Below are 22670 nucleotides of genomic sequence, written 5' to 3' on the forward strand. Positions count from 1 at the left end.
TGACCGATGACCGCCACCGCCCCCAGGATTACTCCGGAACTCGTCGCCGAACATGGCCTGAAGCCGGATGAATACGAGCGCTTCGTCGCCCTGATCGGCCGCGAGCCGACCATCACCGAGCTGGGCATCGTCTCCGCCATGTGGAACGAGCACTGCTCCTACAAGTCCTCGCGCCTGCACCTGAAGGGCCTGCCGACGCAGGCCCCCTGGGTGATCCAGGGTCCGGGCGAGAACGCCGGCGTCATCGACATCGGCGACGGCGACGCGGTGGTGTTCAAGATGGAGAGCCACAACCACCCGTCCTATATCGAGCCCTACCAGGGCGCGGCGACGGGCGTGGGCGGCATCCTGCGCGACGTGTTCACCATGGGCGCGCGCCCCATCGCCGCGCTCAACGCCCTGCGTTTCGGCTCGCCGGACCATCCGAAGACCCGCCACCTGGTTTCGGGCGTGGTCGCGGGCATCGGCGGCTACGGCAACTCCTTCGGCGTGCCTACGGTGGGCGGCTGCGTCGGCTTCCACACCCGCTATGACGGCAACATCCTCGTCAACGCCATGGCGGTGGGCCTAGCGAAGGCGGACGGCATCTTCTACGCGGCGGCCGCGGGCGTGGGCAATCCGATCGTCTATCTCGGCTCCAAGACCGGCCGCGACGGCATTCACGGCGCCACCATGGCCTCGGCCGAGTTCGACGAGAACTCCGGGGAGAAACGTCCCACCGTGCAGGTGGGCGACCCCTTCGCCGAGAAGCTGCTGCTGGAGGCCTGCCTCGAGCTGATGCAGACCGGCTCCGTCATCGCCATCCAGGACATGGGCGCCGCCGGCCTCACCTGCTCGGCGGTGGAGATGGGCGCCAAGGGCAATCTCGGCGTCGAGCTGGTTCTCGACAACGTGCCCTGCCGCGAGGAGGGCATGACCGCCTATGAGATGATGCTCTCCGAAAGCCAGGAGCGCATGCTCATGGTGCTGAAGCCGGAGAAGCGCGAGGAGGCCGAGGCCATCTTCCGCAAGTGGGGCCTCGACTTCGCCGTGGTGGGCTACACCACCGACACCCTGCGCTTCGTGGTGAAGCACAGGGGCGAAACCGTCGCCGACCTGCCGATCAAGGAGCTGGGCGACGAGGCCCCGGTCTATGACCGCCCGTGGACGGCCAGCCGCCCGCGGCCGGTCATCGATCCGGCCTCGGTGGCCGCCCCGGTGGACAACGCCACGGCGCTGGCCCGCCTGCTGGCCACGCCGGACCTGTGCTCCAAACGCTGGGTGTGGGAGCAGTACGACCACCTGATTCTCGGCAACACCGTGCAGACGCCCGGCGGCGACGCCGCCATCGTGCGCGTGGAGGACGGCCCCAAGGGCCTCGCCCTCACCACCGACGTGACGCCGCGCTACTGCGAGGCCGACCCGGTGCAGGGCGGCCGCCAGGCGGTGGCCGAGGCCTGGCGCAACATCACCGCCGTGGGCGGCGCGCCGCTGGCCATCACCGACAACCTCAACTTCGGCAATCCCGAGAAGCCGGAGGTGATGGGCCAGTTCGTGGGCTGCCTGCAGGGCATCGCCGAGGCGTGCCGGGCGCTGGACTTCCCGGTCGTCTCCGGCAACGTTTCGCTCTACAACGAGACCCAGGGCCGCTCGATCCTGCCCACGCCGACCATCGGCGGCGTCGGCCTGCTGAAGGACGTGACCCGGCACGCCACCATCGCCCTGAAGGACGCCGGCCACGTGCTGGCGGTGATCGGCGACACCACCGGGTGGCTCGGCCAGTCCGTGTATCTGCGCGACATCTGCGGCCGCGAGGAAGGCGCGCCGCCGCCGGTCGACCTCGCGGCCGAGCGCCGCAACGGCGACTTCGTGCGCGGGCTCATCGCCTCCGGCCGGGTGACGACGGTGCACGACGTCTCCGACGGCGGCCTCGCCGTGGCGGTGGCGGAGATGGCCATGGCCGGCGGCCTGGGCGTGGTCTTCGACGCCCTGCCGGCGGACATCCCGGCCCATGCCTTCCTGTTCGGCGAAGACCAGGCCCGCTACGTCATCGCCGCCGATCCGCTGACCATCGAGGCGGTTGCGGCGGAAGCGGCCGCGGCCGGCGCGCCGTTCCGCAAGCTGGGCGTGGCCGGCGGCGACGCCATCGCCATTCCGGGCGAACCGCCGGTGAAGGTCGCCGACCTGAAGGCGGCGCACGAGCGCTGGCTGCCCGAATATATGGCCGGCTGACCGGCCCCCATCCGCACTGGCCGGCCGGCGGCGCGTCCGCCGGCCTTCCCCGCATCATGAGGTCCCGCCATGGCCATGCAGGCCCGTGAAATCGAAGAGCTGATCCGCGCCGCAATTCCGGACGCCGTCGTGCGCATCCAGGACCTCGCCGGCGACGGCGACCACTACGCGGCGACGGTGATCTCCGAGGCGTTCCGCGGCAAGAGCCGCGTGGCCCAGCACCAGATGGTGTACGCGGCGCTGAAAGGCCGCATGGGCGGCGAGCTGCACGCCCTCGCCCTCACCACGCTGACGCCGACCAGAGACTGACGCCTCTTCCCTGACGGCGGCCGGCGACGCCCCGCGACGTCGCCGGCGCTTTTTCGCACGGCGCGTCCTGAAGTCCGCGCGCGACGCGCCGCCCCCCGGCTTCCCGCCTTCCAGCCCCCTTTTTCCGCGTCTGGCCGCCGGCTGTCCCGCCGGCCGCATTCCCCGCCGCGACGACGCCCGCCCGCGCGCCCCGACGCAGGACCACGCCGGCGCCGCGCTGCGCGCGCTCCTGGCGCCACGCGCGGAGCGCGCCTGCGGCCATGGATATCCCTGATGATGATCTGTTACGACACCCTTTAATGTCCATAGAATTATTCCAATTTCAAAGCAGGATAACGTAAATGTTTATGCATCGCCGTTGACTCTGCTGAAATGCAAATCAATATAGCCATACCACACACCACCCAGATCACAGACATACCAGTTTACATATCTTCTTTATGTTAGTTGGAGCATACGCGCCGCGCGATCCGCGCGCATTCAGGTCCAGCCCGGAACGCAAGGGCGTGCGGCGCGCCAGAGACCAGCCAGATACTTCACGTTACAGGAACAGGATGATGGATTTCAGGACTTTTCTGCACAGTCTCGCCGCGTTCAGCCGGCTGTGCGGCGCCGCCCGCCGGGAACTTGCGCCGGTGGTCGTTCTTGCAGGCGCACGGCGGCCAGACATGCGGCGGCGCGTCCGCGACGGCGCCGGCGCTCCGGCCTGCGTGGTGCCCTTCCCGTCCGGAAATGCGTGGAGGCGCCGCCCGGCGCGCCAGCCGGTCACGGGCGCGCAGCCGGAACGCCGCGGCCGCCTGGCCCCGTAGCGCCGGCGGGCCGCCCTGCGGACCGGCGCGGAACACTAAAAAGGCCGCCCGGGGAAAGGCGGCCTGAGGGATCTCACTGCCGGAGGCCCAGGGTGGAGATCATGCGGCGCTGAGGCGGACCAGCGCGATCACGGCGACCGCCATGGCGGCCCAGCCGACCGGCGTGGCGACAAGGATTGAACCCAGAGACTTCACTGCGCTCATTTCATGACCTCCCGGGCGATGTCCGCCCTGCACGATCATGTCTACGCGGAAAGCGCCGGCGCGGCCGTGCTGCGGGACACATGCCCGGCGGCCTGCGGCGGCGCATGATGGGGAGGGCCGCGCGCGGCGATGCGCCTGCGCCTGGCGCCGCGTGGAGCCCCGGCGGAAATGCGCCCGGAAACGCCCCCCCTGAAACACAAGGGCCGCCCCGGAGGGCGGCCAGCCTCATCTGGATGATCATGCCGCCGGGGCTCAGGCGGCGAGGCGCGTGAGAACGATCAGGGTCACCGCCATCAGGGCCCAGCCGATCGGCGTCGCGACCAGAACCGAACCCAACGACTTCACAGCGTTCATTGACGTTACCTCCGGAGCGTCATTGCTCCATGGGTCAATGGGTAGGCGCGTCAGGGCCACACGGCGGTGCGATCCGGCACATGCGCGCCGGACCCGGCGGGCGCATGATGGAGGGGCCGTCGCGACCGCGGGCGCCACGGGGTCACGGCGGGGCCCGACCGGGCGCCCCGGTCAGGGAGCGACGGCGCCGGAGGCGCTGGCGGCGACTTGCGTTTGGCCACGCCATGCCACACATGGAGGCGATGAAGCTTTCGCGAACGTCACGCACGGCCCCCGAACCGGCGTGGAGCGTCGCGGAGGTCCCGCAGGCGCACTCCCGCGCCTGCGCGGCGGCGGAACACATCCGGCCAGGGCGCGACGCGCCCGCCGGACCGGCGAGAGCAGGAACGCGACATGACCGACATCCAGGCGCAGATCGACAATGAAGTGAAGTCCAACGACGTGGTGCTTTACATGAAGGGCACGCCGGACTTCCCGCAGTGCGGCTTCTCGGGCCAGGTCGCCCAGATCCTCAATTACCTCGGCGTGAACTACAAGGGCGTCAACGTTCTGGCGGACGAGCGGGTGCGCGAGGGCATCAAGATTTACAGCAACTGGCCGACGATTCCGCAGCTTTACGTCAAGGGCGAGTTCATCGGCGGCTGCGATATCGTGCGGGAGATGTTCCAGGCCGGCGAGCTGCAGCAGCTGCTGGCCGAGAAGGGCGTCGCCACCCGCCAGGCGGGCTGACCGCCGCGCCCCGTCCCCGTGCGCAAGCCGGCGCGACGGCCTCGCGGCGCGGGCTGCTGGCCATGCGCGGGCGCCGCGGGCGGCTGGCGCGCGTCCGCCGGGCGTCAGGAGGCGCCGGCCATGAGACGTGTCATGAGACGCGTCATGAGACGCGCGTCCCAACGCCCGGGCGCCGGCGCAACGGGCGCTGGACCTGGCCGCCGGGCGGGGCGGGCCCCGCAGGAGCGCCTCACCCCTCCACCGCCTGGCGCACCAGCGCCCTGGCGTCGTCGGAGTCCCAGCGGGCGGCGCCGTCGAGCTGGCCCAGGAGGCAGCCGTTGCGGTCAACCAGCAGCGTCACCGGCAGGCCTGACGCGCGCCCCGCCCCGCGCAGCGCCTGGAAGACCTTGCCGGGCGCGTCCGCGTAATACGCCAGCCGGCGGATGTTGTTCTGCGCCAGCCATTCGCGCGGCTTGCCGGCGTCGCGGCTGTCCATGTTCACCGCAACCACTTCAAAGTCCTTGCCGCCCAGCGCGCCCTGCAGCGCGTCCAGCGCCGGCATCTCCAGCCGGCACGGCGCGCACCATGTCGCCCACAGGTTGAGCAGCACCACCTTGCCGCGAAAGTCCGCCAGCGTCCGCTCCCGGCCGTTTCCGTCCTCAAAGACGAAGTCAGGCAGCGGCTCCGGCCGCGGGGAAACCCGCAGCGCCGCCACCTCTCCCTTCGCCAGCGCGTCCAGCGGCGCCATGTCGCGCGCCGGGCACTGCTGCGCCGCGGTCACAGCAGGCCGATTCCCTGCCCCCGGGCCGTTGCGCTCCTGCGCAAGCCAATATACCCCTGCGCCAAGCAGGACGACGACGGCGGCGCCGCCAGCGACCGCGGCTGCGACGCGCGAGGCGCCCCGCTTTTTTTCAGATGCGTTCATGAATCCAGGATCGGGCGTAACATGAGCAACAAGATGTGGGGCGGACGGTTCTCCTCCGCGCCGGCCGCCATCATGGAAGAGATCAACGCCTCGATCGAGTTCGACAAGAGGCTCGGCCCGCAGGACGTCCGCGGCTCGTTGGCGCACGTCGCCATGCTCGCCGCCACCGGCATCGTCTCCCAGGACGACGCCCGGGCCATTTCCGAAGGCCTGCGGCAGATCGCCGGCGAGATCGAGCGCGGCGAGCTCCAGTACTCCCGCGCCCTCGAGGACATTCACATGAACGTGGAGTCCCGCCTCGCCAGCCTCATCGGCCCGGCGGCCGGCCGCCTGCACACCGCACGCTCGCGCAACGACCAGGTGGCCACCGACATGCGCCTGTGGGTGCGCGACGCCATCGACGACCTCGACGGCCAGCTGGCGGAGCTGCAGCACGCCCTGGCCGTCCGCGCCCTGGAGTTCGCCGGCGCGGTGATGCCCGGCTTCACCCACCTGCAGTCGGCCCAGCCGGTCACCTTCGGCCATCACCTCCTCGCCTATGTGGAGATGATCGCCCGTGACCGCGGCCGCTTCGCCGACGCCCGCCGGCGCCTCAACGAGTGCCCGCTGGGCGCGGCGGCGCTGGCCGGCACCTCCTTCCCCATCGACCGTCACCAGACGGCGGCGGCGCTCGGCTTCGACAGGCCCACCGCCAACTCCCTCGATTCGGTGTCCGACCGCGATTTCGTGCTGGAGACGCTGGCGGCGGCCGCCATATGCGCCGTGCACCTGTCGCGCTTCGCCGAAGAAATCGTGCTGTGGACCACGCCGCAGTTCGGCTTCGTCCGCCTGTCGGACGCCTTCTCCACCGGCTCGTCGATCATGCCGCAGAAGCGCAATCCGGACGCGGCCGAGCTGGTGCGCGGCAAGGCCGGGCGCGTCATCGGCGCGCTCAACGCCCTGCTGGTGGTGATGAAGGGCCTGCCGCTGGCCTATTCCAAGGACATGCAGGAGGACAAGGAAGGCGCCTTCGACGCCATCCACACCCTCTCCCTGTGCATCGCCGCCATGACCGGCATGGTGAAGGACCTCACCCCCAACCTGCCGGCCATGCGCAAGGCCGCCGGCAGCGGCTACGCCACCGCCACCGACCTCGCCGACTGGCTGGTGCGGGTGCTTGGCCTGCCGTTCCGCGAGGCGCACCATGTCACCGGCCGCATCGTGGCGCTGGCCGCGGAGAAGGGCGTGGGCCTCGAGAAGCTGCCGCTGGAGGCGATGCAGCAGGTTGAGCCGCGCATCACCGCCGGGGTGTATTCGGTGCTGGGCGTGGAGAAATCGGTGCGCAGCCGCGTCAGCTATGGCGGCACGGCCCCGGCCAACGTGCGCCGCGAGGCCCGCCGCTGGCTGCGGAAGCTGGAGCGCGACAGGCGCGCCGGCGCCTGACCGGCTACCGCCTCCGCGCCGTTTCATGGCATAACGGGCCGTGGCCACGAGGCCGCGCCGTTCCCGTCCACACTGGGGGATCCGTCCTTGATCCGCAGCACTCCGGCACCTGTCCGCACCGCGCTTGTCGTCATGGCGCTCGCGCTATCCCTCGCCGCCTGCGGCCGGCGCGGGGCGCTGGAGCCGCCGCCGGACCCCGCCGCGCCGAAGGAACAGCAGGCGACGGGCGACGCCGACGCGCTCACCGCCGCCCCGGTTCCCGGCCAGGGCAAGAAGCGGCCGAAGGCCATCACGCCGCCGGACCGGCCGTTTATCCTGGATCCGCTGCTGTAAGCGCCGGCGCGGGCGACGCGCCGCAGGCCCTGGCTTCCAGGCTCCGCCGTTTCGCGACGGCGGAGCCGCCGCTTTCCGGCCGCCCCGCCGGGCGCGCCCCCCTGGACGAGAAACATGCGCCACTTTGAGTATCGCAACGGCGTGCTGCACGCCGAGGACGTGGACCTCCGCCATCTCGCGCAGGAGGTGGGCACGCCGTTCTACTGCTACGCCTCCGCCACCATCGAGCGGCATTACCGGGTGTTCGCCGAGGCGTTCAGCGACGGCCCGGCGCTGGTCTGCTACGCCATGAAGGCCAACTCCAACCAGGCGGTGCTGAAAACCCTGGCGCGCCTCGGTGCCGGCATGGACATCGTCTCCGGCGGCGAGCTGGCGCGCGCCCTGGCGGCGGGCGTGCCGGGCGAGCGCATCGTGTTCTCCGGCGTCGGCAAGACGCGCGCGGAGATGCGCGCGGCGCTGGAGGCCGGCATCCTGTGCTTCAACGTGGAGTCTGAGCCGGAGCTGGAGACGCTCTCCGAGGTGGCCGCCGGCATGGGGCTGAAGGCGCCGGTGTCGATCCGCGTCAATCCGGACGTGGACGCGAAGACCCACGCCAAGATCTCGACCGGCAAGTTCGACAACAAGTTCGGCGTGCCGATCTCCCGCGCCCGCGAGGTTTACGCCCGCGCCGCGCGGCTGCCGGGCGTCGAGGTGCGCGGCGTCGACATGCACATCGGCAGCCAGATCACCGATCTCGCCCCCTTCGCCAACGCCGCGAAGCTCATGGCCTCACTGGCGCGCGAGCTGATGGCGGACGGCCACGGGCTGCATCACCTCGACATGGGCGGCGGCCTCGGCGTGCCCTACCGCGCCGACAACGAGCCGCCGCCTGTGCCGGCGGAGTACGGCGAGATCATCCGGCGGGAGCTGCGCGACCTCGGCCTCACCCTAGTGTTCGAGCCGGGGCGGCTGATCGTCGGCAACGCCGGCGTTCTCGTCACCGAGGTGCTTTACGTGAAGCACGGCGAGGGCAAGACCTTCGTCATCGTCGACGCCGGCATGAACGACCTCATCCGCCCGACGCTCTATGAGGCCCACCACGACATCCTGCCGGTGGTCGCGCACGCGGCGGAGGCGCCGCAGATCGTGGCGGACATCGTCGGCCCGGTGTGCGAAACTGGCGACTATCTCGCCCTGGCGCGCCCCCTGCCGCAGCTGCGGCAGGGCGACCTGCTGGCGGTGATGACCGCCGGCGCCTACGGCGCGGTGCAGGCCAGCACCTACAACACCCGGCCGCTCGTGCCGGAGGTGCTGGTGAAGGGCGCGCGGAGCGCCGTGGTGCGCCCGCGGGTAAGCGTGGAGGAGCTGGTCGCCCTGGACCGCGTGCCGGACTGGCTGGACTGAACCGGCGGACGCATCCGGACGACGGCGGCGGCCCCGCCATGAACCCGCCGCCTTGCCGGGCGAGAATGCCGGCGCGCACACTGTCGCGGCGGCGCGCGGCCGCCGTGACGCGGAGACCTGGATGACGACGACGCCGACCGGCAGGGCAGACAACCGCTCCGGCGCAGCGCGGGACAAGGCGGCGCGCGAGGCGCGGCGGTTTGAAACGCTCGTGCGCCTCAGCCGCGCCGCCCTGTTCTGGGAGCGGCTGTGGCCGGCGCTGTGGCCGCTGGCCGGCGTCGCGCTCACCTTTCTGGCGGTTTCGCTGGCGGGGCTGTGGCTGGCGGCGCCGCCCGCGGCGGCGGCGGTCGTCCGCGTGGTTTTCCTCATCGCCGCCCTCGCGGCGCTGTGGCCGCTGGTCCGGCTGCGCTGGCCGTCGCGGGCCGAGGCGCTGGCCCGCCTTGACCGCACGCCCGGCGCGCCGCCGGGCCTCGCCTCCGCCTGGGAGGACCGGCTGGCCGCCGGCGCCGGCGATCCGCTGGCGCAGGCGCTGTGGGCGCGCCGGCGCGAGGCGCTGCGCCGGCAGCTGGCGCAGCTGCGCCCGGCGCCGCCGCGCGTGGCCATGGCCGATCGCGACCGCTACGCGCTGCGCGCCGCGCCGCTCATGGCCGCGGTGGCCGCGGCCTTCATCGCCGGGCCGCAGTGGCGCGAGCGGCTGGCCCCGGCCTTCAGCTTCGACATCGCCTTTTCCGGCGCCGGGGACCGGCGGCTGGACGGCTGGATCGATCCGCCGCGCTACACCCGGCGGCCGCCGCTGATGCTGGATCTTTCCGGCGCGGGCGGCCGGCAGGCGGTCCGCGCGCCGGCGGGCAGCGTGCTGGTGGCGCAGGCCGCCGGCGGCAGCGCCCTGCGGGTGGACGTGGGCGGCGGCCTGACGCCGCTGCGCGACGGCGAGGGCGACGGCGAAGGCCAGACGGCCGGGCCGCCCCCGCCCGGCCTGCAGCGGGCGCGCTTCCGCATCGCCGGCGACGGCCAGGCGCGCATCCGCGCCGGCGGCCGCGCGCATGACATCGCCATTTCCGTCATTCCCGACGCGCCGCCGACAGTCGCCCTGTCGGGCCGCCCCCAGGGCGGGCCGCGCGGAACCCTGACCATCGCCTATGTGGCGAAGGATGATTACGGCCTCGCCTCGGGCGAGGCGGAGATCCGCCTGCCCGGCGCGCCGCAGGGGCGCAGCCTGGCGAAGCCGCCGCAGATCCGGCTGAACCTGTCGTCCAACCCGGCGGCGGGCGCGGAGATGAAGACGGTGGCGGAAGTCGCCTCCCACCCGTGGGCCGGGGCCGAGGTGGACCTCACCCTCGTGGTGCGCGACGACGCCGGCCAGGAAGGCCGCAGCGAGACGGTGCGCATCACCCTGCCGCAGCGCGTGTTCGCCGATCCGCTGGCCCGCGCCCTGGTGGAGCTGCGCCGCGACCTGATCCTCACGCCGGACACGCGCCCGCGCGTGCAGACGGCGCTGGACGCGCTGCTGGTCGCGCCGGAGCTGTTCACGCCGCGCGCCGGCCATTATCTCGGCCTGCGCCGGGTGGACCGGCTGCTGCGCGACGCCCGTTCCGACGACGACCTGCGCGACGTGGCCGGCCAGCTGTGGGAGCTGGCGCTGGTGGTGGAGGAAGGCGACCTTTCCGACGCGGAGCGGCAGCTGCGCCAGGCGCAGCAGGCGCTGCGCGACGCCATCGAGCGCGGCGCCGGCGAGGAGGAGATCCGCCGCCTCAGCCGCGAGCTGCGCCTGGCCATGAACCGCTACATGGCCGAGATGGGCCGACAGGCGCGGGCCCGCGGCCAGCAGCCGGCTGATCCCAACGCCACGCCGGTCACCCGCGACGACCTGCAGAAACTGCTGGACCGCATCGAGGAGCTGACCCGCGAGGGCCGGCGCGAGGAAGCCGCGCGCCTGCTCGACCGCCTGCGCGAGATCATGGAGAACCTGCAGATGGCCCAGCCCTCGCAGGGCGGCGACGGGCAGGGCCAGAACGGCGACGACGGCTCCCAGGGCGAGCAGGCCCGGCGCCTCGGCCAGGCGCTGGGCGAGCTGGACGGGCTGATGCGCGAGCAGCAGGCGCTGCGCGACGAAACCTTCCGCCAGGGCCAGCGCGCCGGCCGCGACCCGGACGCCGGGACGGATGACGACGACGCGGCGCAGGACGGCGCCCCGGCCCCCGGCCAGCGCCCGGGACGCCAGGACCAGGGCGGACAGGGGGCGGACGGCCGGGGCGGGCCAGGCGCCCGGCCAGGCGAAGCGCCGCAGCGGCAGGGCGGCGGCGCGCAGCCGGGCGAAAACGGCGCCGGCCCCGGGCAGGAGCTGGCGCAGCGCCAGCAGGCGCTGCGCCAGCGGCTGGAGGCGTTGCGCCAGCGCCTGAAGCGCGAAGGCGCCGACGCCGGCAAGGGCTTCGGCGAGGCCGGCGAGGAGATGGACGCCGCCGGCGAGGCGCTGAAGCGCGGCGGCCACGGCGAGGCCGTTGACGCCCAGGGCCGGGCCCTTGAGCAGCTGCGGCGGAGCGCCCAGGATCTCGCCCGCCAGATGGCCGAAGCCGACGGCGCGCGCCAAGGCGCGGCCGGCCGCGACGGCGAGGGCGGCGAGGACAGCGGCCGCGGCGCCGCCTCCGGCGACAGACCGCAGACCGATCCGCTCGGGCGGCCGCTGCGCGGCGTGGACCGCGGCCTCGGCCGCATGGAGACGGGCGAGACCGGCGAGGCGGCCGGCGAACGGGCCCGCCGCATCCTGGACGAGCTGCGCCGGCGCCTCGGCGAGCGCCAGCGCGAGCGCGAGGAGCTGGACTATCTGGAGCGGCTTCTGGGGCCGCGCTGAGGCGCGCGGCCGCGACGGCGACATGATCGCGCATTGCCGGCGACGCCGGCGCGGCCCATGGCTGTGCGCGCGTAACGCAGACACGCCCGACGCCCGCGACCCGGCGCCGGCGGCAGGAGAAAAGACATGGACAACTGGCTGGTCGGCGTCGCGGTGGCGGCGGTGGCGGTGGTGCTGGGCATGGGGCTGGTCAACATGATGCGCGGCGGCGATCCGCGCCGCTCGCAGAAGCTGATGCGCATGCGCGTGCTGCTGCAGTTCGTGGCCATCGTCATCGCCATGCTCGTGCTATGGTGGCGGGCGTTCTGATCCGCCAGGCGCCCTGGCGGGCGCCCGCGGACCCGGCGTGGTCGCACCTTCCGGCGCCGGAGGCGCCGCCCCCGCCCTTTTCCCTCGCAGCAACAGGAACGCCCCGATGGTCGCGCTGAACCGCATCTACACCCGCACCGGCGACGCCGGGACCACCGGCCTCGTCACCGGCGAGCGCCGCCCCAAGAACGACCTGCGCGTCGAGGCCTACGGCACGGTGGACGAAACCAACGCCTTCATCGGCATGGCCCGGCTGGAGACGGCGAAGCTGGAGGGGCCGCTGGACGCCATGCTGGCGCGCATCCAGAACGACCTGTTCGACCTGGGCGCGGACCTGGCCACGCCGCCCACGGAAAAGCCGGTGAAATACGAGCCGCTGCGGGTGGTTGATTCGCAGGTGGAGCGGCTGGAGCGCGAGATCGACCAGCTGAACGCCGACCTGCAGCCGCTGCGCTCCTTCGTGCTGCCGGGCGGCTCGCCGGCGGCGGCGGCGCTGCACGTGGCGCGGGCGGTGTGCCGGCGCGCCGAGCGCGTGACCGTGGCCCTGGCCGCCGCGGAGGCGGTGACGCCGGCCGCCGTCCGCTATCTCAACCGCCTGTCCGATTTCCTGTTCGTGGCCGCCCGCTGGGTCAATGACCGCGGCCAGGCCGACGTGCTGTGGACGCCCGGCCAGAACCGCTAGACCCGCCCCTGGCCGCGGCCGCGGCGCGCCTGCGCCGGAACGTCGCCGTTGCGGCGGCGCGCCGTCATGCGGCCTGACAGGATGACGCAACGGCGCCGCGGCGCGGGCCGCCGGCGGCCCCGGCCTCGCTTGTCACAGCCGCCGGAACGCCACATAAGAACGGGCGTCCGCAAACATTGACAACGGACGGCGGCGCGCTACGTTCCGGCGCCTTGGGAGAGGACTGTCCGCAAGCGCGCGTTCCTGCGCGGGGGTCTGGCCTTTCTCCCGCCCCCGTTCGTGCTTGAAGGGAAGCCGGTATGAAGATTCTCGTGCCCGTCAAGCGGGTCGTCGACTACAACGTCAAGATCCGTGTGAAACAGGACGGCTCCGGCGTAGAGCTCGCCAACGTCAAGATGTCGATGAATCCCTTCGACGAGATCGCCGTTGAGGAGGCGATCCGCCTGAAGGAAAAGGGCGTTGCGACCGAGATCGTCGTCGTGTCGATTGGCCCGCAGCAGGCCAGCGAAACCATCCGCACCGCGCTCGCCATGGGCGCCGACCGCGGCGTGCTCGTCAAGACTGACGCCGCCGTCGAGCCGCTCGCCGTCGCCAAGCTGCTGAAGAAGGTTGTCGAGTCGGAGAACCCGGGCCTCGTCATCCTCGGCAAGCAGGCCATCGACGACGACAGCAACCAGACTGGCCAGATGCTCGCCGCCCTGCTCGGCTGGGCCCAGGGCACCTTCGCCTCGAAGGTTGAGGTCTCCGGCGAGACCGTGGCCGTCACCCGCGAGATCGACGGGGGCCTGCAGACCGTTGAGCTGAAGCTGCCGGCGATCATCACCACCGACCTGCGCCTCAACGAGCCGCGCTACGCTTCGCTGCCGAACATCATGAAGGCGAAGAAGAAGCCGCTCGACGAGACCACGCCTGAGGCCCTCGGCGTCGACGTCGCTCCGCGCCTGAAGGTGCTGTCGACGGTCGAGCCGCCGAAGCGTTCGGCCGGCGTCAAGGTCGCCTCGGTTGAGGAACTCGTGTCGAAACTCAAGAACGAGGCTGGAGTTCTCTGATATGGCTACGCTGCTTCTGGCTGAACACAACAACTCCGCCCTCAACGACGCGACCGCCAAGGCCGTCACGGCCGCGAAGGCTCTGGGCGCCCCGGTCCACGTGCTGGTCGCCGGCTCCGGCGCCCGCGCCGCCGCCGAGCAGGCCGCCAGGCTGGAAGGCGTCGAGAAGGTGCTGCTGGCCGACAGCCCGGCCTACGCCAACGCCCTGGCCGAGCCGGTGGCCGCGCTCATCGTGTCGCTGGCCGGCCCGTACGGCGCCATCGTCGCCCCGGCCACGGCCAACGGCAAGAACATCCTGCCGCGCGTCGCCGCCCTGCTCGACGTGATGCAGATCTCGGAGATCACCAGGGTGATCTCGCCCGACACCTTCGAGCGTCCGATCTACGCCGGCAACGCCATCCAGACGGTGCAGTCGGCTGACGCCAAGAAGGTCATCACCGTCCGCACCGCCGCCTTCCAGGGCGTGGGCCAGGGCGGCCCGGCCCCGGTCGAGGAGGTCGCCGCCGCCGCTGATCCGGGCGTGTCGACCTTCCGGGGCGAGGAGCTGTCCAAGTCCGACCGTCCGGAGCTGACCTCGGCCAAGATCGTGGTCTCGGGCGGCCGCGCGCTGGGTTCGGCCGAGAACTTCGCCAAGTACATCGAGCCGGTGGCCGACGCGCTCGGCGCCGCCATGGGCGCCTCCCGCGCCGCCGTGGACGCCGGCTATGCGCCGAACGACCTGCAGGTCGGCCAGACCGGCAAGGTGGTCGCGCCGCAGCTGTACATCGCCGTCGGCATCTCGGGCGCCATCCAGCACCTGGCCGGCATGAAGGACAGCCGCGTGATCGTCGCCATCAACAAGGACGAGGAAGCCCCGATCTTCCAGGTGGCGGACTACGGCCTGGTGGGCGACCTGTTCCAGATCATGCCCGAGCTGCAGGCCGCGCTCGGCAAGTAAGGAAATCCGGCGCGGCGTGACGCCGCACGTGATTGCGGAAGGGGCGACGCCTGCGCGTCGCCCCTTTCCTTTTTGGACGCGCCGGCCGGCGGCCGCAGGGGCCGCCGGCGCCAGGGCGCGCGAATCAGCTTTCCGGGGGCGACGCAAGCCCCCTGTCCAAAGCATGACAACACCGTTAGAGTAACGGCCGTTATCCAGGCCGGCCGCTTTGGCCGGCCCGGGCGGTCCGGCGGCGGCCGCCCGCATCACCCCTCCGGATGGCAAAGAAAATGGCGATCGCAATCAGGAAAGTTGGCGTAATTGGCGCGGGTCAGATGGGCAACGGCATCGCCCACGTATGTGCGGCGTCCGGATTTGACGTCAGGCTGAACGACCTGAGCGAGGAACGCCTCAACTCCGCCCTCGCCACCATCGACGGCAACCTCGCCCGCCAGGTGGCGCGCGGCGTGATCACCGAAGCCGACCGGCGCGCCGCCATGGCCCGCATCACCCCCTCGCTCTCCCTCGCCGACATGGCGGACTGCGACCTCGTCATCGAGGCGGCCACCGAGAACGAGGAGGTCAAGCGCAAGATCTTCGCCGAGCTTTGCCCGCTGCTGCGCCCGGACGCGCTGCTCGCCTCCAACACCTCCTCCATCTCCATTACCCGCCTCGCCTCCTCGACGGACCGGCCGGAGCGCTTCATCGGCATGCACTTCATGAATCCGGTGCCGATGATGCAGCTGGTGGAGCTGATCCGCGGCATCGCCACCGAGGACACCACATTCGAGGAGGCCAAGGGGTTCATCCGGGCGCTGAACAAGACGATCACCGTGGCCGAGGACTTCCCGGCCTTCATCGTCAACCGCATCCTGCTGCCGATGATCAACGAGGCCATTTACACCCTCTATGAGGGCGTCGGCTCGGTGGAGGCCATCGACACCGCCATGCGGCTGGGCGCCAACCATCCCATGGGCCCGCTGCAGCTGGCGGACTTCATCGGCCTCGACACCTGCCTCTCGGTGATGCAGGTGCTGCACGAGGGCCTGGCCGACAGCAAGTACCGCCCCTGCCCGCTGCTGGTGAAATATGTCGAGGCCGGCTGGCTCGGCCGCAAGACGCAGCGCGGCTTCTATGACTATCGCGGCGAGAAGCCGCTGCCGACCCGCTGAGGTTTGCGCCCCGGCGCCGCCCGGAGCGGCCGGCGCGACCGTTCCGTCGCGCCGCCGCGAAGCCATCCGTCGCCTGGGCCCTGCGCGCGCCGCGCCGGGCCCTTTTTCGTTGCGCACGGCGCCGGCCCTGTCCACGGTCGCCCCCGCGCCCGCCGGGCGCGGCGAAACCGGCCATCCGCCTGATCCGGCGAAAAATTTCCCGGCCGGGGCCTATCCATATATTTGACAGTTGATCTAGAGTTAACGCCGCGGGGTCCCGCATCCGGCGCGGGTCGCGCCACGGCGCGCGGCGGACCGCCAGGCGCGCCAGCCGGGGCGCGACCGGAAAAGGCGCGCGCATCGCGGGGGAGCTCCTGCAGGCGTCCGGAGCGGGCCCGAGCGCGCGGTCCGGACGGAACGTCGCGCACGCGGGAGACGGCTTCAGTGACGGCGCACACGAGATCATTCGCCCCGATCCGCACGACGCCGGGACGCAGCCCGGAGAGCTGCCCGGCGCTGGTGCTGAACGCCGATTTCAAGCCGCTGAGCTATTTCCCGCTGTCGTTGTGGTCATGGCAGGACGCCATCCGGGCGGTGTTTCTGGACCGCGTCAACGTGCTGGCCACCTATGACGTGGTGGCGCGCAGCCCCGGGGCGCAGGTGCGCCTGCCGTCGGTGGTGGCGCTGAAAACCTGGGTGAGCCCGACGCGGGAGCCAGCCTTCACCCGCTTCAACGTGTTCCTGCGCGACCGCTTCAGCTGCCAGTACTGCGGCGCGCGCGAGGATCTCACCTTCGATCACGTGGAGCCGCGCTCGCGCGGCGGCCAGACCACCTGGGAGAACGTGGTCACCGCCTGCGCGCCCTGCAACCTGCGCAAGGCCGACCGGCTGTGCGCCGAGATCGGCATGTTTCCGGTGCGGGCGCCAAAACGGCCGACCGTGTTCGAACTGCGCGAGGCCGGCCGCCAGTTCCCGCCCAACTATCTGCACGAGAGCTGGCTCGACTACCTGTACTGGGACGCTGAGCTGGAGCCGTAACGACCGTGCGGGCGCGCCGCTGCAGCCGTGCAATGGCGCGCGTGCGGCACCGGCGATGGATTTCCGCCGCCGGCGGCGTCATCTTCCGGCGACGGCGACAGCGCCGCGCCGCCCGTCCCGCGCCGTCGCGCGGGCCCGGCGGGGAGCGCGCCGTCCCGCCCCGCCGCAGGAAGAGGCGCCCCCGCGCCCCCGAGAGACAAGGAGCGCGCCATGCAGCTCGCAGGCCTCCATCACGTCACCGCCATCACCGCCAGGGCGCGCGACAATTACCGTTTTTACGTCCACGTGCTCGGCATGCGCCTCGTCAAGCGCACCGTGAACCAGGACGACGTCAGCGCCTGGCACCTGTTCTACGCCGACGGCGCCGGCGCGCCCGGAACCGACCTCACCTTCTTCGACTGGCCGGCGGCGCGCGAACGCCGCGGCGCCGGCAGCGTCACCCGCACCGGCCTGCGCGTCGCCGGCCCGCAGGCGCTCGCCTGGTGGAAGGCCCGCTTCGCCGGGCTCGGCGTCAGCCACGGCGACATCGCCGAAACCGGCGGCCGCCTGACGCTGGAGTTCGAGGATCCCGAAGGCCAGCGCCTCGCCCTCATCGATGACGGCGGCGCCGGCGAGGCCCACCCGTGGGACAGGAGCGCCGTTCCCGCGGCCTTCCAGATCCGCGGCCTCGGACCGGTGACGCTCACCGTGCGCGACGTTCCCCGCCTCGAGGCGGTGCTGGAGCACGTCATGGGCATGCGGGCGGAGCGCGCTTACGCCGATCCGCGCCATGGCGAGGCGCGGGTGTGGCGCATGGGCGACGGCGGCCCCGCCGCGGAGGTGCACGTCATTGACGGTGCGGGCCTGCCGCCGGCGCGCTCCGGGGCGGGCGGCGTGCATCACGTCGCCTTCCGCACCCCGGACGCGGCGCAGCTGCGCGCATGGGCGGAGCGGCTGCAGCAGCTGCGCATCCCCAACAGCGGCGAGGTGGAGCGCCACTACTTCCGCAGCCTCTACTTCCGCGAGCCCAACGGCGTGCTGTTCGAGATCGCCACCGACGGCCCCGGCTTCGCCGTGGACGAGCTGGCGCAGACCATGGGCGAGACCCTGGCGCTGCCGCCCTTCCTCGAACACAGGCGGGCCGAGATCGTCGCCGGGCTGAAGCCGTTCGACTGACGCCGCCGCAGGAGCCGGGCGGCCCGCCCTGCGAACCGCCCGCCCCACGGACGGGCCCGCCTGCTCCGGCCCCTCCCTGTCTGGCGATTGCGGGCGGGCGCCGCATTGGGGCGCCATGGCGCGGCCGGCCTTCGCCCCTGACCGGCGGAGGCGGGGGAAATCGCGCCGGAAGGCCGCGCCTGCGCTTGCGGGCGCGGCGGACCGTATCCATCTTCAGGCCATGGCCGCGCGGCCAGACGCCGGTCCCGCCCCTGCTCCGGGCGGGATTTTGAATGACCGGGCCCTTGCCGGGCGCGGCCCTTCAGCGGCAGGCTCTCACCGGCGACCGGAACGTCCCGGCCGGGACGTCCCGCGGGCTGGTTTCGACCCGAAACTGGCCCTAATCTTGTGGCAGTCACCAGGCGCCCGGACCGCCGGCGGAGCCGGGCGCGCGGCCCGTCCGGGCCGGCCACGCCCCAAACGCAGCTGCGGTCTCCCCCGCGCGGGTCAGGCGGGCGGGGGCCTGATTGGTGGTGCTTTGATGTGGACTTGGCGCGCCGCCCTGATTAACAGGGCGTACGCACAACGTCCCGGTTCCGCCTGTCCGAAAGGTCTTCGATGTTCGGCGCTCTCGCGAAGAAACTGTTTGGTTCGGTCAATGACCGGCGCATCAAGGGCTACCAGGCCAGGGTGAAGCGCATCAACGCGCTGGAGCCGGACGTGGCGAAGCTCTCTGACGACCAGCTGCGCCAGAGAACCGAAGAATTCCGCGCCCGCCTCGCGAAGGGCGAGACGCTCAACGACATTCTCGAGGAAGCCTTCGCCGTGGTGCGCGAGGCGTCGAAGCGCGTGCTCGGCCAGCGCCACTACGACGTGCAGCTGATCGGCGGCATGGTGCTGCATGACGGCGCCATCGCCGAAATGAAGACCGGCGAAGGCAAGACGCTGGTGGCCACCCTCGCCGCCTATCTCAACGCCCTGCCCGGCGAAGGCGCCCATGTCGTCACCGTCAACGACTATCTCGCCCGGCGCGACGCAACCTGGATGGGCCGGCTCTACAACTTCCTCGGCCTCAGCGTCGGCATCATCGTCCATGGCCTCGACGACGACGAGCGCCGCGCCGCATACGCCTGCGACATCACTTACGGCACCAACAACGAGTTCGGCTTCGACTACCTGCGCGACAACATGAAGTACGAGATCGCGCAGATGGTGCAGCGCGGCCATGCCTTCGCCATCGTCGACGAGGTGGACTCCATCCTCATCGACGAGGCGCGCACGCCGCTGATCATCTCCGGCCCGCTGGAAGACCGCTCCGAGCTCTACAACACCATCGACCGGCTGATCCCGCAGCTCTCGAAGGAGCATTACGAGGTCGACGAGAAGCAGCGCTCCGTGGCCCTTACCGAGGAAGGCAACGAGCGCATCGAGGAGCTGCTGCGCGAGTCCGGCCTGATGCCGGAAGGCTCGCTCTACGACCCGGTGAACGCCACCCTGGTGCACCACGTGAACCAGGCGCTGCGCGCCCACACGCTGTTCACCCGCGACAAGGACTACATCGTCCGCGACGGCGAGGTGGTGATCATCGACGAATTCACCGGCCGCATGATGCCGGGCCGGCGCTATTCGGAGGGCCTGCACCAGGCGCTGGAGGCGCGCGAGGGCGTGCCGGTGCAGCCGGAAAACCAGACGCTGGCCTCGATCACGTTCCAGAACTACTTCCGCCTGTACCACAAGCTCTCCGGCATGACCGGCACCGCCGGCACCGAGGCGGACGAGTTCCTCGACATCTACAACCTGCAGGTGGTGGAGATCCCCACCAACCTGCCGGTGAAGCGCATCGACGAGGACGACGCCGTCTACCGCACCGAGCGTGAGAAATTCCAGGCCATCGCCGCCGAGATCGCCGAGGCGCAGGAGCGCGGCCAGCCGGTGCTGGTGGGCACCACCTCCATCGAGAAGTCCGAGCTGCTGGCGAAGTTCCTCGCCAGCCAGGGCCTGCAGCAGATGGACTTCAGCAATCCGCGCGTGCTGGACACGCTGTTTGAGTGCGCGCGCACCGGCAGGCCCTCGCGCCAGTTCGCGGTGCTGAACGCCCGCTTCCACGAGCAGGAGGCGTTCATCGTCGCCCAGGCCGGCGTGCCCGGGGCCATCACCATCGCCACCAACATGGCCGGCCGCGGCACCGACATCCAGCTGGGCGGCAACGCCGACATGCGCATCGCCTATGAGCTGGGCGACATGCCCGAAGGCCCCGAGCGCGCCGCCCGCGAGGCGGAGATCCGCGCCGAGGTCGAGCGGCTCAGGCAAGTGGCGCTTGAGGCCGGCGGCCTCTACGTGATCGGCACCGAGCGGCACGAAAGCCGGCGCATCGACAACCAGCTGCGCGGCCGCTCCGGCCGCCAGGGCGACCCCGGCCGCTCGCGCTTCTTCCTGTCGCTGCAGGACGACCTGATGCGCATCTTCGGCTCGGAGCGCATGGACGGCATGCTGCAGCGCCTCGGCCTGAAGGAAGGCGAGGCCATCTTCCACCCGTGGATCAACAAGGCCATCGCCAAGGCCCAGGCCAAGGTGGAGGCGCGCAACTACGACATCCGCAAGAACATTCTCAAATACGACAACGTGATGAACGACCAGCGCAAGGTCGTATTTGAGCAGCGGCGCGAGTTCATGGCCGCCGACAGCGTGCGCGAGACCATCGACAGCATGCGCCACGACACGGTGGACGACATCGTCGCCCGCAACATCCCGCCAAACGCCTATCCCGAGCAGTGGAACGTGGAGGCGCTGCACGAGGCGGCGCTGCGCTACCTCAACCTCGACCTGCCGGTGGCCGAATGGGCCAGGGAGGAGGGCATCGCCGACGAGGAGATCCGCGAGCGCCTGCGCAGGGCGGCCGACGAAGCCTACGCCGCGCGGGTGGAGCGCAATTCGCCCGAGCTGATGGCCTATATCGAGAAGCAGGTGCTGCTGCAGACGCTCGACCACCTCTGGCGCGATCATCTGGTGACGCTGGACCACCTGCGCCAGGTGATCGGCTGGCGCGGCCTCGCCCAGCGCGACCCGCTCAACGAGTACAAGGCCGAGGCGTTCCAGCTGTTCGACCAGCTCATCGCCAACCTGCGCGAGCAGGTGACGGCGCAGCTGATGCGGGTGGAGGTGATGTTCGAGGCGCCGCCGGAGCCGTCGCTGCCGCCGATGCAGGCGCATCACATCGACCCGCTCACCGGCGAGGACGAAGTGTCGGCGAACCAGGACTTCATCACCGCCGGCTACCTGCCGCCGCAGCAGCCGCAGGCGGCCACGGGCGAGCCGGATCCCGGCGATCCGTCCACCTGGGGCCGGGTGGGCCGCAACGCCCCCTGCCCCTGCGGCTCGGGCAAGAAGTTCAAGCACTGCCACGGCCAGCTCACCTGAGCCGGCCCCGCAAGGCGAAACCGGAAGACGAAAAGGGCGGCCTGCGGGCCGCCCTTGTCCGTTTCCGGAGGCGAGACCGGGCCCCGCCAGCGGCCCGCGCCGGACCGGGCCGGCCGCAGCCGGGGACAGCGGCCGGATGCGCCCGGAGGACGGCGCAGTCGCCGGCCCGCAAAGCGCGCCTGGCGCGGCCCTGAGGGCGGGCTGGCCTGCCCCGCGGCGCCAGCGACCGGCCGCGGCGGAAGGCGGCGGCCGCCGCACGACGGCGCGCGGCCACGCCCGGGAAGGTTATGGGGCCGCCCGCAGGCGCCGGCGACGCGGACGGCCCGGCGCCGGCATGCCGCGCGTCAAAAAGAAAAGGCGGCCGGATGGCCGCCTCCTGCCAGGGGGACGATCCCCCGCACCGGATTCCGCCAGCCGGCGGGCCGCCCCCCAACGACCCGCCGGCGTGGACGGACGCCTTAGCGGGCGAAAGCCTTTTGCAGGCCCGAGAGCGTGAAGTCCATGGAGACGGTGGCCACGAAGGTCGCGCTGCACCAGTTGGACTTGCCGCCGTTCAGGAAGCCGGCCGGATCGCCGGTGTTGACGAAGCAGTTCTGCTTGCTGAGGTTGGTGTCGACGTAGCGCAGGTCGACGGTCAGGTTCTCGTAAGTATAGCCGGCGCCGACGTTCCAGGTGGTGTAGCTCTTCAGCTTCGCGCCGCCGAGATGCGCGGCGAGGCGGCCGAGGTTGTAGTAGCCGACCTCGCCCGACACGTAGAAGTCGCCCTGCATGCCGTTGAGGAACGACGCGGGGAACTGGTACTTGGCGGTGGCGTTGTAGTAGGTGGCGCGGGCGCCGAGGCCGAGGAAATCCCAGGCGTAGTAGACGCCGGCGCCGAGGCTCAGGCCGTCGACCGGATCGACGCTGACGGCGGCGTGCACCTCGCCGAAGTCGGAGTTCTTCGGCGTCAGGATGGCCGGGCCTTCAAACGTGCCGTAGGGGGTGACGTACTCAACCGGGTTGAACGGATCGAGCCAGCGGCGCTCGCCCGGGTAACCGTACTGCATGAAGCCGATGTCGAAGGACACCGGGCCGAGCTTCGGACGGATGCCGACGGCGATGTCGGCCTCGACGTCAGCCTTGGTCGGCAGGTCGACCTTGGAGACGAAGCCGTTCACATACAGCAGGTTGTCGAACAGCTGCAGCTCGGCGTAGCCCTGCGGGACGCCGAAACCGTTCGACTGCGAAATGCCGCGGAAACCGTAGTTCGAGGTGTACTTCACGCCAAAGGCGATGTCGAACGGCGTCGACGGAGCCGGAGCCGGCGCCTCGACCGGCGCCTTCGCGGACGGCAGGTCAGCGGCGACAGCCGGACCGGCGACAGCGGCGGCGCCGAGCGTCAGGGCTCCAAAAACAGCAAGCTTGCGCATCATCAATTCCCCACGGAAATGCAATGTTTCCTCGGGAGCTACCTTCTGACCGCACATTA

Annotated in this window: 17 protein-coding genes; 15 read left to right on the plus strand and 2 right to left on the minus strand. The window is 71.5% G+C overall.

All coding sequences use genetic code 11. The annotated features are described in order from the left end of the window. Window positions 1-6: 6 nt before the first annotated feature. The 3 genes from purL (at window position 7) to grxD (ending at window position 4616) form a co-directional block, all read left to right on the plus strand. A complete protein-coding gene (purL, locus tag ACFFJB_RS10735) occupies window positions 7-2211 on the plus strand; it encodes a phosphoribosylformylglycinamidine synthase subunit PurL (protein WP_376831356.1) in 2205 nt (734 codons plus the stop codon). Between the two features lie 69 nt (window positions 2212-2280). Next, entirely contained in the window at window positions 2281-2520 is a 240-nt protein-coding gene (locus tag ACFFJB_RS10740) for a BolA family protein (RefSeq protein WP_376831357.1), read from the plus strand. Between the two features lie 1760 nt (window positions 2521-4280). Continuing rightward, complete coding sequence (gene grxD, locus ACFFJB_RS10745; RefSeq protein ID WP_376831358.1) at window positions 4281-4616, plus strand: Grx4 family monothiol glutaredoxin; 336 nt, start codon at window positions 4281-4283, stop codon at window positions 4614-4616. 229 nt (window positions 4617-4845) lie between these two features. On the opposite strand, the gene tlpA is transcribed toward grxD, so the two are convergent. Continuing rightward, window positions 4846-5520 carry a thiol:disulfide interchange protein TlpA gene (gene tlpA, locus ACFFJB_RS10750; protein ID WP_446680583.1) on the minus strand — a complete coding sequence of 225 codons (675 nt, stop codon included), beginning with the start codon at window positions 5518-5520 and terminating at the stop codon, window positions 4846-4848. A gap of 21 nt (window positions 5521-5541) precedes the next feature. On the opposite strand from tlpA, the gene argH reads away from it, so the two are divergent. The 12 genes from argH to secA all read left to right on the plus strand — a co-directional run bounded on the left by argH (window position 5542) and on the right by secA (window position 21202). Continuing rightward, the gene (gene argH, locus ACFFJB_RS10755; protein WP_376831360.1) at window positions 5542-6942 is read left to right on the plus strand and encodes an argininosuccinate lyase; all 1401 of its coding nucleotides are present in this window, start codon (window positions 5542-5544) and stop codon (window positions 6940-6942) included. An 87-nt stretch (window positions 6943-7029) separates the two neighbouring features. Next, window positions 7030-7275, plus strand: coding sequence for an LPS translocon maturation chaperone LptM (gene lptM, locus ACFFJB_RS10760; protein WP_376831361.1), 246 nt, complete (start codon window positions 7030-7032; stop codon window positions 7273-7275). A gap of 114 nt (window positions 7276-7389) precedes the next feature. Beyond that, a complete protein-coding gene (lysA, locus tag ACFFJB_RS10765) occupies window positions 7390-8658 on the plus strand; it encodes a diaminopimelate decarboxylase (protein WP_376831362.1) in 1269 nt (422 codons plus the stop codon). Window positions 8659-8779: 121 nt separating this feature from the next. Further along, window positions 8780-11506: a TIGR02302 family protein gene (locus ACFFJB_RS10770; protein WP_376831363.1), complete on the plus strand. Its 2727-nt coding sequence runs from the start codon at window positions 8780-8782 to the stop codon at window positions 11504-11506. Window positions 11507-11632: 126 nt separating this feature from the next. Then, entirely contained in the window at window positions 11633-11815 is a 183-nt protein-coding gene (locus ACFFJB_RS10775; RefSeq protein ID WP_376831364.1) for a twin transmembrane helix small protein, read from the plus strand. A gap of 106 nt (window positions 11816-11921) precedes the next feature. Next, entirely contained in the window at window positions 11922-12497 is a 576-nt protein-coding gene (locus ACFFJB_RS10780; protein ID WP_376831365.1) for a cob(I)yrinic acid a,c-diamide adenosyltransferase, read from the plus strand. 299 nt (window positions 12498-12796) lie between these two features. Further along, window positions 12797-13546: an electron transfer flavoprotein subunit beta/FixA family protein gene (locus tag ACFFJB_RS10785; RefSeq protein ID WP_376831366.1), complete on the plus strand. Its 750-nt coding sequence runs from the start codon at window positions 12797-12799 to the stop codon at window positions 13544-13546. A 1-nt stretch (window position 13547) separates the two neighbouring features. Beyond that, window positions 13548-14483: an electron transfer flavoprotein subunit alpha/FixB family protein gene (locus ACFFJB_RS10790; RefSeq protein WP_376831367.1), complete on the plus strand. Its 936-nt coding sequence runs from the start codon at window positions 13548-13550 to the stop codon at window positions 14481-14483. A 269-nt stretch (window positions 14484-14752) separates the two neighbouring features. Then, entirely contained in the window at window positions 14753-15634 is an 882-nt protein-coding gene (locus ACFFJB_RS10795) for a 3-hydroxybutyryl-CoA dehydrogenase (RefSeq protein ID WP_376831368.1), read from the plus strand. A gap of 423 nt (window positions 15635-16057) precedes the next feature. Continuing rightward, complete coding sequence (locus ACFFJB_RS10800; RefSeq protein ID WP_376831369.1) at window positions 16058-16651, plus strand: HNH endonuclease; 594 nt, start codon at window positions 16058-16060, stop codon at window positions 16649-16651. Window positions 16652-16861: 210 nt separating this feature from the next. Continuing rightward, complete coding sequence (locus ACFFJB_RS10805) at window positions 16862-17806, plus strand: ring-cleaving dioxygenase (RefSeq protein ID WP_376831370.1); 945 nt, start codon at window positions 16862-16864, stop codon at window positions 17804-17806. Window positions 17807-18403: 597 nt separating this feature from the next. After that, the gene (secA, locus tag ACFFJB_RS10810) at window positions 18404-21202 is read left to right on the plus strand and encodes a preprotein translocase subunit SecA (protein ID WP_376831371.1); all 2799 of its coding nucleotides are present in this window, start codon (window positions 18404-18406) and stop codon (window positions 21200-21202) included. 458 nt (window positions 21203-21660) lie between these two features. Here the strand turns inward: secA and ACFFJB_RS10815 are convergent, their stop codons facing one another. Further along, the gene (locus ACFFJB_RS10815) at window positions 21661-22611 is read right to left on the minus strand and encodes a TorF family putative porin (protein ID WP_376831372.1); all 951 of its coding nucleotides are present in this window, start codon (window positions 22609-22611) and stop codon (window positions 21661-21663) included. Between the last annotated feature and the right edge of the window lie 59 nt (window positions 22612-22670).

It is taken from the genome of Camelimonas abortus (assembly GCF_042432745.1).
In the GTDB taxonomy this organism is placed as follows: Bacteria; Pseudomonadota; Alphaproteobacteria; order Rhizobiales; family Beijerinckiaceae; genus Camelimonas; species Camelimonas abortus.

What these genes read in the sequence shown, in the direction of transcription:
- ACFFJB_RS10780 (WP_376831365.1), top strand. Translation starts at nt 11,922, where the DNA reads ATGGTCGCGCTGAACCGCATCTACACCCGCACCGGCGACGCCGGGACC.
- argH (WP_376831360.1), top strand. Translation starts at nt 5,542, where the DNA reads ATGAGCAACAAGATGTGGGGCGGACGGTTCTCCTCCGCGCCGGCCGCC.
- ACFFJB_RS10790 (WP_376831367.1), top strand. Translation starts at nt 13,548, where the DNA reads ATGGCTACGCTGCTTCTGGCTGAACACAACAACTCCGCCCTCAACGAC.
- secA (WP_376831371.1), top strand. Translation starts at nt 18,404, where the DNA reads ATGTTCGGCGCTCTCGCGAAGAAACTGTTTGGTTCGGTCAATGACCGG.
- grxD (WP_376831358.1), top strand. Translation starts at nt 4,281, where the DNA reads ATGACCGACATCCAGGCGCAGATCGACAATGAAGTGAAGTCCAACGAC.
- ACFFJB_RS10795 (WP_376831368.1), top strand. Translation starts at nt 14,753, where the DNA reads ATGGCGATCGCAATCAGGAAAGTTGGCGTAATTGGCGCGGGTCAGATG.
- ACFFJB_RS10770 (WP_376831363.1), top strand. Translation starts at nt 8,780, where the DNA reads ATGACGACGACGCCGACCGGCAGGGCAGACAACCGCTCCGGCGCAGCG.
- tlpA (WP_446680583.1), bottom strand. Translation starts at nt 5,520, where the DNA reads ATGAACGCATCTGAAAAAAAGCGGGGCGCCTCGCGCGTCGCAGCCGCG.
- ACFFJB_RS10805 (WP_376831370.1), top strand. Translation starts at nt 16,862, where the DNA reads ATGCAGCTCGCAGGCCTCCATCACGTCACCGCCATCACCGCCAGGGCG.
- ACFFJB_RS10740 (WP_376831357.1), top strand. Translation starts at nt 2,281, where the DNA reads ATGGCCATGCAGGCCCGTGAAATCGAAGAGCTGATCCGCGCCGCAATT.
- ACFFJB_RS10785 (WP_376831366.1), top strand. Translation starts at nt 12,797, where the DNA reads ATGAAGATTCTCGTGCCCGTCAAGCGGGTCGTCGACTACAACGTCAAG.
- ACFFJB_RS10815 (WP_376831372.1), bottom strand. Translation starts at nt 22,611, where the DNA reads ATGCGCAAGCTTGCTGTTTTTGGAGCCCTGACGCTCGGCGCCGCCGCT.
- purL (WP_376831356.1), top strand. Translation starts at nt 7, where the DNA reads ATGACCGCCACCGCCCCCAGGATTACTCCGGAACTCGTCGCCGAACAT.
- lysA (WP_376831362.1), top strand. Translation starts at nt 7,390, where the DNA reads ATGCGCCACTTTGAGTATCGCAACGGCGTGCTGCACGCCGAGGACGTG.
- ACFFJB_RS10775 (WP_376831364.1), top strand. Translation starts at nt 11,633, where the DNA reads ATGGACAACTGGCTGGTCGGCGTCGCGGTGGCGGCGGTGGCGGTGGTG.